Here is a 13599-nt window from a genome sequence, read left to right as displayed (position 1 = left end):
AACAAGCCGGCCCCTACAGCTCCCTGCACACCGAGGTTCGTCCAGGACCTTGCAGGGGCCGGCTTGCCGGCGAAAAGCCCACAACAGATCGCACAGGATCCCTTATGAACCACGACGTCATCATCACGTGCGCCCTGACCGGCGCCGGCGACACCGCCTCGAAAAGCCATCTGGTCCCAGTCACACCCAAGCAGATCGCCGCAGCGGCCGTGGAAGCCGCCAAGGCCGGCGCCACCGTGGTGCACTGCCATGTACGCGACCCGCAGACAGGGCGCTTCAGCCGTGATGTGGCCCTGTACCGCGAAGTCATGGAGCGTATTCGCGAAGCCGACGTGGACATCATCGTCAACCTCACCGCCGGCATGGGCGGCGACCTGGAAATCGGGCCCGATGAAAACCCCATGGCATTCGGACAGGGCACTGACCTGATCGGCCCGCTCGAACGCCTGGCCCACGTCGAGGCGTTGTTACCGGAAATCTGCACCCTGGACTGCGGCACTCTCAACTTCGGTGACGGCAATTCCATCTACGTTTCCACGCCCGCGCAACTACGCGCCGGTGCCCGGCGCATCACGGAACTGGGGGTCAAGGCAGAGCTGGAAATCTTCGATACCGGCCACCTGTGGTTCGCCAAGCAAATGATCAAAGAGGGCCTGCTCGACAACCCCTTGTTCCAGCTGTGCCTGGGAATCCCGTGGGGCGCACCCGCTGATACCACCACCATGAAAGCCATGGTCGACAACCTGCCCGCCAATGCGACCTGGGCCGGGTTTGGCATCGGCCGCATGCAGATGCCCATGGCCGCACAGGCCGTGTTGCTCGGCGGCAACGTGCGGGTCGGCCTGGAAGACAACCTGTACCTGGACCGTGGCGTACTGGCCAGCAACGGCCAGTTGGTCGAGCGCGCGGTAGAGATCATTTCACGCCTGGGCGCCCGTGTGCTGAGCCCCGCCGAAGGCCGGGCAAAGATGAACCTGAACCGTCGCTGATCGCTTCTGGAGACCCGCATGAACTTCATCACTGACATCAAGACATTCGCGGCATTAGGCAGCGGCGTGATCGGCAGCGGCTGGGTTGCACGCGCCCTTGCCCACGGGCTGGACGTGATCGCCTGGGACCCGGCGCCAGGCGCCGAACAGGCCCTGCGCAAACGTATCGCCAACGCTTGGCCTGCCTTGGAGAAACAGGGCCTTGCGCCGGGCGCGTCACAAGCCCGACTGGCCTTTGTCGACACCGTTGAAGCGTGCGTGCGCGACGCTGATTTCATCCAGGAAAGCGCGCCTGAGCGGTTGGACCTGAAACTCGACCTGCATGCACGGATCAGCGCCGCAGCCAAACCCGATGCGATCATTGCCAGCAGCACGTCGGGCTTGTTGCCCAGCGAGTTCTACGCCTCGGCCGTTCACCCTGAGCGCTGTGTGGTGGGGCATCCTTTCAACCCGGTGTACCTGCTGCCGTTGGTCGAGATCGTCGGCGGCATGCGGACCGCGCCGCAGGCCGTCGAGGCGGCCAGCACCGTCTATACCGCCCTTGGCATGCGCCCGCTGCACGTGCGCAAGGAAGTCCCCGGTTTCATCGCCGACCGTTTGCTCGAAGCGCTGTGGCGCGAGGCGCTGCACCTGGTCAACGACGGAGTCGCCACCACCGGTGAAATCGACGACGCCATCCGCTTTGGCGCGGGCTTGCGCTGGTCGTTCATGGGCACCTTCCTGACCTATACCCTGGCCGGGGGCGATGCCGGCATGCGCCACTTCATGTCGCAATTCGGGCCGGCATTGAAGCTGCCGTGGACCTACCTTCCGGCGCCTGAGCTGACCGACAAGCTGATCGACGATGTGGTGGAAGGTACGTCGCAGCAATTGGGTGATCGCAGCATCGCCGCGCTGGAACGCTACCGGGATGACTCACTGCTGGCGGTGCTGGAAGCGGTCACCACCAGCAAGGCCAATCATGGCATGTCGTTCGGCGACTGAGGACAGCACGATGCCTGCATTGATTACCTACCGGACCCAGGTGCTGGAAGACTGGGTCGATTACAACGGTCACCTGCGCGATGCCTTCTACCTGCTGATATTCAGCTACGCCACCGATGCGCTGATGGAGCGCATTGGCCTGGATGCCGATAGCCGTGGGAGCAGGGGCAACTCTCTGTTCACCCTGGAGACACATATCAATTACGTACACGAGGTGAAATTGGGCACAGAGGTATGGGTGCAGACACAGATCATTGGCTTTGATTGCAAGCGCCTGCACGTCTACCACACCCTGCACCGGGCACGGTTCGACCCGGTACTGGCGGCCAGTGAGCAGATGTTGCTGCACGTTGACCTCACAGGGCCGAAAGCGGCAAAGTTCAGCCCATTCACCACCCAGGCACTTCAAACGCTGCTCAATGAGCAACGCGACCAGACAGCAGCGTGCTTTATAGGACGCCAGATCTCATTACGTTGAACGGCAGCAGAAGGTCAAACCGGTGCAGGCGGCTACTGAATGATGTCGTCTGCACGGTTGAAGCTTCATGGCGCGGGAGGCCAACCTGGGCTATTGTAGCCGAAGGAAATACGGTGCACTGAGCCATTTATGTGACCACCGCCTGCATGCGTGCGAACAAGCCCCTGCGGCAGGCCACTGCCAATGTCCCAATTTCTGATCTGAAAATTGCCCCGATAGCTCCCGGTGAAGCAAAGGCTTCGACGGTGGTCGCTGTTGAGGAAACAAAGTTTGTTATTACCCCCGGAGAAAGCGTGTATCTTCGCCGAGCGTGACTTGCCAGTGGCCACGGCGTCACATCCTGGCCATTCTGAAATATTGCGCACTGTGCCGAGGTTCAGGCGGAGCATACAGGAGTCACCTCGATAATCCGCGCGAGAATAAAGTTGAATGGTCGCGTAATAGTCAAAACTGTATCCGACACTCCGGACCTGCCCGATCAATGCCCCTGCATGAGCAGAGGTTTCCCGTACCAGTCCGTAAGGCAATGGGTGGTAGGCATCGAGGTCGCTCACTTCAAAATCACCTGAGTAAGCACCGCCGTAGCAGGCCCAGTTCAAGGTAGTGGCCTTGAAACACAACCGCATTCCACTGGTGAAATTTTTAAACTTAAACGAATGTACTCTATTACAAGGGGGAAACTCGTTAGCGTCGGAGAAAACCAGGGTGCACTGCCCTCCAGAAAAGTTCTTGCCGTTAAAAAGCTGCACTTGTGGACGCGGCGGATAAAAACCCTCTATCTTGCCCCTTTGCTCATTGAAGCGACGGGCGACGTCGTGATGCTCAACGGTGCCCAAGCGCATAGCATGATAGGTCAGTCGGGGATTGGACCAGTAGGCGATTCTCGGGCAGACTCCACCCGAACAGTCATAGGACATCTGCGTACGGAAACGCGGCGTTCCGGTATAACGATAGCCATATTGATAGGGGGGATTGCGGACCTTATCCCCAGCGTCCCAATTATGATCCGCCCCAAAATTATGCCCCAGCTCATGTGCAAGGGAAGAAGCACAGGTGATAACCGAGTGGGCCTGTGCTGCGCCGGGGTTGATCCACGCCATGCCACAAAACTCACTGGCGGTCGAGTACATGGAAACGAGGTGCGCTCTCAAGCGGTCGCGCTCTTTCAGTACCGCTCCTGCAAACGGCTGAGCCGAGCGAATGTCCTCTAACTGCTGCCTGTAACTCCTTCCGGTTTCGTTATACGGCCCCTCATAGAACCCAGCCAGTTCAAACGTGACGTTAACTTGGCTGTTCTTCATGTACTGATTTGCATTATTCAGCGCGTGACCCAGTTCGAGCATGTAGAAGGGCGAGGCCGCTTTACGCTGATTGGTCGCTATGAACAGTACGCGAATGATACTGTGGCTCGCCTGCGGATGGTTTGCCGACGTGGCGTGGGCAGCCTCACCCGATGCCGGTTCAGGCTCAAGGGGTTCTGCTTCCGGCGGCAGCTTCGACTCATCGACCTTGATCAGCACATGCTGCCCTGACCCAATGTTATCGATCCGGTAACGCTCGCCGTCGACGATCGCACTACCAATCAATACATCACCCGCACGAACAAGCGAAAGGTAGTACAGCGGGTCATGATCGATTTCCTCAGGGGAGGATGGCGCATGGCTCGCTTTCCAGGTAGACGCTTTATAACCGACCCAGCCTTGCATACCTTCAGCGAGCGTGTCGTAATCCCGTAGACGAAAATCGGCACTCTTACCATTGGGCAATGTGACCGTCAACGCTTGAGTTTTATCATTGATGAGCGCGGTATTGATGTCGATGAGCGTGATCTGCTCATTGGCAGGGTCTTTCAAGAGGCGCTTCAGATAATCACTTCCGTCTCGCTGGAGCGAAGTGCGGTCGGGCGTTGGCTCAAGTTTATATAAGGGCAGCCCACCCGACTTCTCGTTCTCCGAAGGGGAGGCAGCCATTGAACTTGCGGTGACCAGCATCATGCCTAGGCACAACAGAATGCGTGGCCATTCTGAATTTTTCATCATTTGCCCCTTTCATGAGTCCCAGGCACTCATGAGAGCAAACGCAAAAAAATTAGTAACCTGACAAAATTATCAGGCCTCTCGAATACTGAAACTATCCGGACGCGCAAAAATAACCCCGGAAAGCCGTGAGCGTCCGGGGCCAAGAGCGAGCAACATCCACTGTGCACGAGTGAGGGTGACCAAACCCTCCGCTTCGGTAGATGACTAGAGTGTGCGCAGTTCCTGGGCAGCGGATTTAGCCGGAAACGACCTGTTCATAGCCAAAGCAGCCACCCCGCCCTTTCGAGGTTGCGAGCATGACGGCGGCGTCACAGAATCGGTCGTGATCACTGCAGCACTCTCTATGCGATAAAAGGGACAACAGCCATGATGCATGCCGATTTGATTGATCAAGACGACCTGGCGGGCCACCTGCGAGCACGCGGGTTCGAGATTCCGGCCGGTGCCAGTGCCGAGCAGGCATGTGAGGCCGTGGTACGCGGGCTCACCGAACCAAACGCGCGGGCGCTCAAGGGGATGGTCGAGCAGATGTACGCGGGCAGCGCCACCTTGTTACCGGCCGTGCGGCAGGCGATTGATAAACAGCTGCTGCCAGCCTTGGCGCAATTCAATAACCGCACCTGAGCAAACGCTGCGATGCAGGCGTGATCGTCGGCAAGCCGGCCCCTACAGGGGCCGCGCCATGCCGGCGAGTGGGTTGAGACGCCGCCCCGGACCCTTAGAGCCTCACACTGGCAAACGTCGACTCATTACGCGCCTGACTCAATGCCGCCATGGGACCGCTGTGGGGCGACAGGGTGATGGCTTGTGGAATCGGCATCATCGCCACCTGCTGGGTCGTATTGGAGCCAACACGCTCGTCGCGCGGTGGAATGCCGAAGTACTCGCGGTAACACTTGGAGAAGTGTGGCGTGGACACGAAGCCGCAGACCGACGCCACCTCGATGATCGACATCGGCGTCTGCTTGAGCAGCTGACGTGCGCGTATCAGACGCAGCTTGAGGTAGTAGCGCGAAGGCGAACAGTGCAGGTACTTCTGGAAAAGACGCTCAAGCTGCCGACGCGACACCGATACGTAGACGGCGAGCTCGTCCAGGTCGATCGGCTCCTCGAGGTTGGCTTCCATCAGCGCGACGATTTCCTGCAGTTTCGGCTGGTTGGTGCCCAGCATGTGCTTGAGCGGTACGCGCTGGTGATCCTGCTCGTTACGGATGCGCTCGTAGACGAACATCTCGGAAATGGCCGCCGACAATTCCCGACCATGATCGCGGCTGATCAAGTGCAACATCATGTCCAACGGCGCAGTGCCGCCAGAGCTGGTGAAGCGGTTGCGGTCGAGGGTAAACAGGCGGGTGCTCATGTTGACCCGTGGGTAGGCCTCCTGCATGGCCGCCAGGCACTCCCAGTGCACGCTGCAATCGAAGCCGTCGAGCAGGCCGGCACAGGCCAGTGCCCAGCTGCCGGTGCACACCGCTCCAAGGCGGCGCGATTGGCGAGCCTGGGCTTGCAGCCAGGTCACGTGCTCACGTGTCACGGTACGCTGGATACCCACACCGCCACAGACGATGACCGTGTCCATGGGGGGTGCGCTGTGCATGGCGGCATCGGGGGTGATCTGCAGGCCGTCACTGGCCCAGACCTGGCCGCCATCGACGGTCAGGGTATGCCAGCGGTACAGCTCACGGCCGGACAGCTGGTTGGCCATGCGCAGGGGCTCGACCGCCGACGCCAGGGAAATGAGCGTGAAATTGTCCAGGAGAAGAAACCCGATGGACTGGGGGGTTGTGCGGTTCTGGGTTGGATTCCCGGAGGTGTACGACGTCATCGCGATTTCTCCTCACACAAATGCAGGGTGTGCCTCAGGCGGGCACTGATTTCTTGTTATTGCCCCAGGGTCGTCCACGGGGCTTGGTTGTCTATCACTACGCAAACGCCGTGCCTGAAATTGAACAGCTATCCGAAAAAACCTGAAAACGACCTACTCAGTGATCAAAATCAGGACTTTCCTACAAGTCTGTTACAGCGCTCAAACAGGCGTTCTAGGCGGTATGCGTGTAACCCCTGAGCACTTTGGTGACATACAGTCCCCAAGTTGCCCAGAAACGACACTCTTGAGTGTCACCGACAATGCCTGCACCGATCACGACATCCGACTGACGGTAGGCATCGTCTTGCACGTTTTAAGGTCACGAGGTGGTGCTTTGCACCGTTATGATGAGCGCAGTGCCAACGCCGATCGCTCGACGATGACACTGCAGATCGAAGAAGTGCCTCAGCACTCGATGGCGCTGACGGCAAGGCCGCCGCGCGAGGTTTCCTTGTACTTGTCGTGCATGTCGGCACCTGTATCACGCATGGTGCGGATCACCTGGTCGAGGGAGATGAAATGCTCGCCATCACCGCGCAACGCCATCTGCACGGCGTTGATGGCCTTCACCGCAGCAATCGCATTGCGCTCGATGCAGGGCACCTGCACCAAACCACCTACCGGGTCGCAGGTCAGGCCCAAATTGTGTTCCAAGGCAATTTCGGCTGCGTTTTCAACCTGGGGCGGGGTAGCACCCAGTACTTGGGCAAGCCCTGCCGCGGCCATGGCACATGCCGAGCCTACCTCACCCTGACAGCCCACTTCGGCACCTGAGATCGAGGCGTTCTTCTTGCACAGGATGCCCACGGCGGCGGCTGCGAGGAAGAAATCGACCACGCTGGACTCGTCCACCTCGTCGCTGAACCGCATGTAGTAGTGCAGCACCGCCGGAATGATGCCGGCCGCGCCGTTGGTAGGCGCGGTGACCATGCGCCCGCCTGCGGCGTTCTCTTCGTTCACGGCCAAGGCGAACAAGTTGACCCACTCCATGGCGCTCATGGTCGAGCCGATCACGTTGGGCTTGCCGATCTCCTGCAGGCTGCGGTGCAGCTTGGCAGCACGGCGGCGCACGTTCAGCCCGCCCGGAAGCGTGCCTTCGTACTTGAGCCCATTGTTGACGCACTCCTGCATGGCATCCCAAAGCGTGTGCAGGCCGGCGCGAATCTCCGCCTCGCTGCGCCAGACCCGTTCATTGGCCATCATCAATTGCGACACGCTCAGGTCGTTTTGCTTGCACAGGCGCAACAGTTCAGCCGCGCTGTTGAAATCGTAAGGCAGCACGGTCTGGTCGGCGTCCAGCACGCCACTGGCGGCCTGGGCGGCATCGACCACGAAGCCACCGCCGACCGAGTAGTAGGTATCGCGGTGAATTTCGCCATGCTCGCCTTCTGCCACAAGGGTCATGGCGTTCGGGTGGTAAGGCAGGTTCTCCTCGAGCAGCAGCATGTCACGGGCCCAGATGAAGTCGATGGGCAGGCGGTTATCGAGCTTGAGCACCTGGGTTTCACGCAGGTCGGCAATACGCGGGACGATCTGGGTGGGGTCGATGGCGTCTGGCCATTCGCCCATCAGCCCCATGATGGTGGCGTTGTCGGTCCCATGGCCGATACCGGTAGCCGACAGCGAACCATACAGGCGCACCTCGATCCGCTTTACCTGTTCCAGCTCGCCGCGCTCACGCAGCCCTTGGACGAACAGGGCACCGGCACGCATGGGGCCGACGGTGTGCGAGCTGGAAGGCCCGACACCGATCTTGAACAGGTCGAACACGCTGATGGCCATTGTCGAATCACCTCTTGCTGGGCTTGTCTGTGCGCGCAATGCGCAGGGCGGGGCAGCTGCTAGGCTGAACTGCAGGCCGCCTTCAATGCACGCATCATCGGGCTTTTGCCACCCTGCTCGCCGTCTGCAACCGACGTAGTCTTGTCCAGCCGCGCCGCCTGTTTTGCAGGCCCAGCGCGCCGCTTTCCGGCGCCTTGGTGACGCAAAAAAGCGGCAGGATGGGCAGAAGAATCCATAAGCGACATTGCCCATACTGGATGCGACCCGTTGCGTACTGGATACGACTCCACCAGTAGGCGATTGCTCGGCGCTGGAGGATTATCGAAAGCGACTCGTAAAGCACGGCCACGCAACCTGCCCTCTGCAGGCCTGATCGATCGGACCCTCAGAACGTCCGACGAACCACGCGAACCCGAAGACAAAATCACAGGAGTCCACCCATGAAAGGTTCACCCTCGCTGTTGCTGGTCGCGTTGCTGTCCGCACCGGTACTGGCCCAGGCTGCAGAACCCGAGCAGTGCCAGACGGTGCGGTTTTCGGATGTCGGCTGGACCGACATCACGGTAACCACGGCCACCACCAGCGCTGTGCTCGACGCCTTGGGCTACAAGACGCACACCACCATGATCTCGGTGCCGGTGACCTACAAGTCGCTGGCGGCCGGCAAGGACCTGGACGTGTTTCTCGGCAACTGGATGCCGACCATGGAGAACGACATCAAGCAGTACCGCGACGCCGGTACGGTCGAAACCCTGCGCGCCAACCTGGAAAACGCCAAATACACGCTGGCAGTACCGCAAGCCCTGTACGACAAGGGCTTGAAGGATTTCAGCGACATTCCCAAGTTCAAGGATGAGCTAGGCGGCAAGATCTACGGGATCGAGCCGGGCAATGATGGCAACCGCACCATCCAGAGCATGATCGACAAGAACGCCTTCGGCCTGAAGGACGCCGGCTTCAAGATCGTCCAGTCCAGCGAGGCCGGCATGCTGTCCCAGGTGGATCGCTCGCAGAAACGTGGCGAAGCCATCGTGTTCCTGGGGTGGGAGCCGCACCCGATGAACACTCGGTTCAAGATGCAGTACCTGACCGGTGGGGACGAGTTCTTCGGCCCCGATTTCGGCAAGGCGACGGTGTACACCAATACCCGCAAGGGGTATGCGCAGGAATGCAGCAACGTCGGCCAACTGTTGAAGAACCTGTCGTTCGAGCTCAAGGACGAAAGCACCATGATGGGCTATGTCCTGGACGACAAGATGAAGCCCGACGCCGCCGCGCGCAAATGGCTCAAGGACAATCCTGGCAAGCTGGACACCTGGCTGGCAGGCGTGACCACCGTGGATGGCAAACCTGGTCTCGAGGCGGCCAAGGCCAAGCTGACGCAATAACCGAACTACGCAGTAGCGCTATCTCGGGGCAGGACCGTGCCCGCCCCGGGTTGATTTCAATCTACGCAGGTGGAAGCTCGCTATCATGCTTATCGATCAGAAAATACCCCTGGGCCAGTACATGTCCTCGTTCGTCGAGTGGCTGACCCAGCACGGCGCGAATTATTTCGACGCCATCGCCCAAGGCCTGGAGTTCATGATCCATGGGGTCACCAGTACCCTGACCTGGTTCAACCCGCTCGTGCTCATCGCGCTATTCGCTGCCCTGGCGCACCTGATCCAGCGCAAGTGGGCATTGACCGCCTTCGTCGCAGTGTCCTTTCTGCTGATCCTCAACCTGGGCTACTGGCAGGAAACCATGGAAACCCTGGCCCAGGTCAGTTTCGCCACCGTGGTCTGCGTGGCCATCGGCGTGCCGCTGGGTATCGTCGCCGCACACAAGCCGATGTTCTACACCGCCATGCGGCCGGTGCTCGACCTGATGCAGACGGTCCCCACCTTCGTCTACCTGATCCCTACCCTTACCCTGTTCGGCCTGGGCGTGGTGCCTGGGTTGATCTCGACGGTGGTATTCGCCATCGCCGCCCCCATCCGCCTGACCTACCTGGGTATCTGCGATGTGCCCCAGGAACTGATGGACGCCGGCAAGGCTTTTGGCTGCTCGCGCCGTCAACTGCTCACCCGTATCGAACTGCCCCATGCGATGCCGAGCATCGCCGCAGGCGTCACCCAATGCATCATGCTGTCGCTGTCGATGGTGGTGATCGCCGCCCTGGTGGGCGCCGACGGCCTGGGCAAACCCGTGGTCAACGCACTGAACACCGCCGATATTTCCTTGGGCTTCGAAGCGGGCCTGGCAATCGTGCTGCTGGCGATCATGCTCGACCGTATCTGCAAGCAACCGGAGCTGCCGGCCAGGAGTGAAGCATGAGTATCATTCGATTCGAAGACGTCGACGTCATCTTCTCCAACAAGCCACGCGAAGCGCTGTCGCTGCTGGACCAGGGCAAGACCCGCGAAGAGATTCTCAAGCAGACCGGGCTTGTGGTCGGCGTCGAGAAAGCCAACCTGGACATCCAGAAAGGCGAGATCTGCGTGCTCATGGGCCTTTCCGGTTCGGGCAAGTCCAGCCTGCTGCGCTGTATCAACGGGCTGAACACCGTGAGCCGCGGCAAGCTGTTCGTGGAGCACGAAGGCAAGCACATCGATATCGCCCACTGCACCCCGGCTGAACTGAAGATGATGCGCACCAAGCGTATCGCCATGGTGTTCCAGAAGTTCGCCCTGATGCCTTGGCTCACGGTGCGCGAGAACATCAGCTTCGGCCTCGAAATGCAGGGCCGCCCCGAGAAGGAGCGTCGCAAGCTGGTCGACGAAAAGCTCGAACTGGTAGGCCTGGCACAGTGGCGCAACAAGAAGCCCGATGAATTGTCCGGCGGCATGCAACAGCGCGTCGGCCTGGCACGCGCGCTGGCCATGGATGCCGACATCCTGCTGATGGACGAACCGTTCTCGGCCCTGGACCCCTTGATTCGCCAAGGCCTTCAGGACGAATTGCTGACCCTGCAGAGCCAGCTGAACAAGACCATCGTCTTCGTCAGCCACGACCTGGACGAGGCGCTCAAGCTGGGCAGCCGGATCGCGATCATGAAGGACGGCCGGATCATCCAGTACAGCAAGCCCGAGGAAATCGTGCTCAACCCGGCCGATGAATACGTGCGCACCTTCGTGGCCCATACCAATCCGCTGAACGTACTGTGCGGACGCAGCCTGATGCGCTCGCTCGACAACTGCAAGCGCGTCAACGGCTCGGTCTGCCTGGACCCCGGTGGCGATTCGTGGCTGGACTTGGGTGAAGGCAATTCGATCAAGCGTGCACGGCAAGGCCAGAACGGGCTGGAGATGCAGAACTGGGCGCCAGGGCAGGCAGTGGAAGGCCTGAGCCGCAGGCCAACCCTGGTGCATGCCGATATCGGCATGCGTGAGGCCCTGCAGATTCGCTACCAGACCGGCAACAAGCTGGTGCTGCAGGAAAACGACAAAGTCGTGGGGATTCTGGGAGACACCGAGCTTTATCACGCCTTGCTGGGCAAGAACCACGGTTGATTGCACGAGGGCCGCATTCGCGGCCCTCTTCTTTAAAGGCGGCGCGCGCTGCGGGCTGGCTTGCCTACATCTTCAGAAACGCTTTACAGGCTGCCAATTCATCAGGTTAGAATCGGTTGGCACGCGACCTGCTAGCAAACACCGAATCCGCGCTATCACGTCTTCCCTCCTCGTTGTCCCGGAGTACCTGCCTTTGGATGCCAGTACCATCAATAGCCTGTTCCTGATCGGCGCATTGCTGGTGGGGGCAAGCATCCTGGTCAGTTCGCTGTCGTCGCGGCTTGGCATCCCGATTCTGGTCATCATCCTGGCCGTCGGCATGATCGCTGGCGTGGACGGGGGTGGCATCATTTTCAACAACTACCCAACCGCCTACCTGGTGGGCAACCTCGCGCTTGCCGTGATCCTGCTCGACGGTGGTTTGCGCACGCGGGTGGCAAGCTTCCGGGTCGCCTTGTGGCCGGCGCTTTCGCTGGCAACGGTCGGGGTCATGATCACCACGGCGCTGACCGGCATGGTGGCGGCCTGGTTGTTCGACCTGAACCTGATCCAGGGCCTGCTGATTGGCGCCATCGTGGGCTCCACCGATGCCGCAGCGGTCTTCTCACTGCTGGGCGGTAAAGGCCTGAACGAACGGGTCACCGCCACACTGGAAATCGAATCGGGTAGCAACGACCCGATGGCGGTGTTCCTCACCGTGACCCTCATCGACATGATCGCCAGTGGCCAGACCGGGCTGCACTGGAGCCTGCTGGGCCACCTGTTGCGCGAGTTCGGCATCGGCGGGTTGCTGGGGCTGGGCGGCGGCTGGGTGATGCTGCAGTTGGTCAACCGCATCAACTTGGCAGGCGGCCTTTACCCGATTCTGGTCGTGGCCGGTGGGCTGGTGGTCTTCTCGCTGACCAACGCTTTGCACGGCAGTGGTTTCCTTGCGGTCTACCTGTGCGGGCTGGTGCTGGGCAACAAGCCGATCCGCAGCCGGCACGGCATTTTGCACATGCTCGACGGCATGGCGTGGCTGGCCCAGATCGGGATGTTCCTGGTGCTGGGGCTGTTGGTGACGCCTCACGACCTGCTGCCTATCGCCCTGCCGGCACTGGGTCTTGCCCTGTGGATGATTCTGATCGCACGCCCGTTGTCGGTCGTTGCCGCACTGCTCCCCTTCAAGGCGTTCCACGACCGCGAGAAAGCCTTCATTTCCTGGGTAGGCCTGCGCGGCGCCGTGCCCATCATCCTGGCGGTATTCCCGCTGATGGCCGGTCTGCCGGACGCCCAGCTGTTCTTCAACCTGGCGTTCTTCATCGTCCTGGTTTCGCTGCTGGTGCAGGGCACCAGCCTGCCCTGGATGGCCAAACTGCTCAAGGTGACGGTGCCGCCAGACCCGGCGCCCATCTCTCGCTCGGCACTGGAAGTGCACATCACCAGCGAATGGGAGATGTTCGTCTACCGCCTGGGCGCCGAAAAGTGGTGCATTGGAGCGGCGCTCAGGGAGCTGAAGATGCCAGAGGGCACGCGCATCGCCGCGCTGTTCCGTGGCGAACAGCTGCTGCACCCTTCGGGCAGTACCGTGCTGGAAGTGGACGACATGCTGTGCGTGATCGGGCATGAGCACAACCTGCCTGCACTGGGCAAACTCTTCAGCCAGGCGCCCCAACGCGGCCTGGACCTGCGCTTCTTCGGCGACTTCGTGCTCGAAGGCGATGCCGAGCTCGGCGCCGTGGCGTCGCTCTATGGCCTCAACGTCGACAGCCAGGATGCCCACATGCCGCTGGCGCAGTTCATCCGACAGAAGGTCGGAGGCGCGCCAGTGGTAGGCGACCAGGTCGAATGGCATGGCACGATCTGGACAGTGGCGACCATGGACGGGAACAAGATTCAGAAAGTGGGCGTCAGATTCCCCGAAGGATCGCGACCAGGACCAGGATTGTTCCTCTAAACTTCGTTTCTGCCTGATCCACAAGTAGTC

The 13599-nt window shown here is 60.6% G+C and carries 11 protein-coding genes; 8 read left to right on the top strand and 3 right to left on the bottom strand.

The features are described from left to right. Positions 1-104 precede the first annotated feature (104 nt). Genes cdhC through PFU01S_RS01910 form a run of 3 tightly spaced genes read left to right on the top strand, consistent with a single transcriptional unit; the run spans position 105 to position 2451 of the window. Positions 105-989, top strand: coding sequence for a 3-dehydrocarnitine:acetyl-CoA trimethylamine transferase CdhC (gene cdhC / locus PFU01S_RS01920; RefSeq protein ID WP_028686664.1), 885 nt, complete (start codon positions 105-107; stop codon positions 987-989). Positions 990-1007: 18 nt separating this feature from the next. Next, the gene (locus PFU01S_RS01915) at positions 1008-1973 is read left to right on the top strand and encodes an L-carnitine dehydrogenase (protein WP_028686665.1); all 966 of its coding nucleotides are present in this window, start codon (positions 1008-1010) and stop codon (positions 1971-1973) included. A 10-nt stretch (positions 1974-1983) separates the two neighbouring features. Then, positions 1984-2451 (top strand): thioesterase family protein, encoded by a 468-nt coding sequence (locus PFU01S_RS01910; protein WP_028686666.1) that lies wholly within the window; start codon positions 1984-1986, stop codon positions 2449-2451. A 65-nt stretch (positions 2452-2516) separates the two neighbouring features. Here PFU01S_RS01910 and PFU01S_RS01905 read toward each other — a convergent pair whose 3' ends face one another. Beyond that, on the bottom strand, positions 2517-4487 hold the full coding sequence (locus tag PFU01S_RS01905) for a zinc-dependent metalloprotease family protein (RefSeq protein ID WP_081783930.1): 1971 nt from the start codon (positions 4485-4487) through the stop codon (positions 2517-2519). Between the two features lie 369 nt (positions 4488-4856). Between PFU01S_RS01905 and PFU01S_RS01900 the strand changes: the two genes are divergently transcribed. Then, complete coding sequence (locus PFU01S_RS01900) at positions 4857-5114, top strand: hypothetical protein (RefSeq protein WP_027913547.1); 258 nt, start codon at positions 4857-4859, stop codon at positions 5112-5114. Between the two features lie 94 nt (positions 5115-5208). On the opposite strand, the gene gbdR is transcribed toward PFU01S_RS01900, so the two are convergent. Next, positions 5209-6315: a choline metabolism transcriptional regulator GbdR gene (gbdR, locus tag PFU01S_RS01895; RefSeq protein WP_023532694.1), complete on the bottom strand. Its 1107-nt coding sequence runs from the start codon at positions 6313-6315 to the stop codon at positions 5209-5211. Between the two features lie 447 nt (positions 6316-6762). Next, entirely contained in the window at positions 6763-8139 is a 1377-nt protein-coding gene (locus PFU01S_RS01890; RefSeq protein WP_027913546.1) for an L-serine ammonia-lyase, read from the bottom strand. 440 nt (positions 8140-8579) lie between these two features. On the opposite strand from PFU01S_RS01890, the gene PFU01S_RS01885 reads away from it, so the two are divergent. From PFU01S_RS01885 to PFU01S_RS01870, 4 genes are all read left to right on the top strand, one after another. Further along, positions 8580-9527: a choline ABC transporter substrate-binding protein gene (locus PFU01S_RS01885; protein ID WP_023532510.1), complete on the top strand. Its 948-nt coding sequence runs from the start codon at positions 8580-8582 to the stop codon at positions 9525-9527. A gap of 82 nt (positions 9528-9609) precedes the next feature. Further along, positions 9610-10458, top strand: a complete 849-nt coding sequence (choW, locus tag PFU01S_RS01880; protein ID WP_173645905.1) for a choline ABC transporter permease subunit — start codon at positions 9610-9612, stop codon at positions 10456-10458. After that, entirely contained in the window at positions 10455-11633 is a 1179-nt protein-coding gene (gene choV, locus PFU01S_RS01875; RefSeq protein ID WP_023532472.1) for a choline ABC transporter ATP-binding protein, read from the top strand. The genes choW and choV overlap by 4 nt, the downstream gene beginning before the upstream one ends. Before the next feature lie 193 nt (positions 11634-11826). After that, positions 11827-13569 (top strand): potassium/proton antiporter, encoded by a 1743-nt coding sequence (locus PFU01S_RS01870; RefSeq protein ID WP_028686667.1) that lies wholly within the window; start codon positions 11827-11829, stop codon positions 13567-13569. Positions 13570-13599 lie beyond the last annotated feature (30 nt).

It is taken from the genome of Pseudomonas fulva NBRC 16637 = DSM 17717, assembly GCF_000730565.1.
Classification (GTDB): domain Bacteria; phylum Pseudomonadota; class Gammaproteobacteria; order Pseudomonadales; family Pseudomonadaceae; genus Aquipseudomonas; species Aquipseudomonas fulva.
The sequence above is the reverse complement of the archived record's forward strand: the minus strand, read 5'-3'. Positions and strand labels throughout refer to the sequence as shown.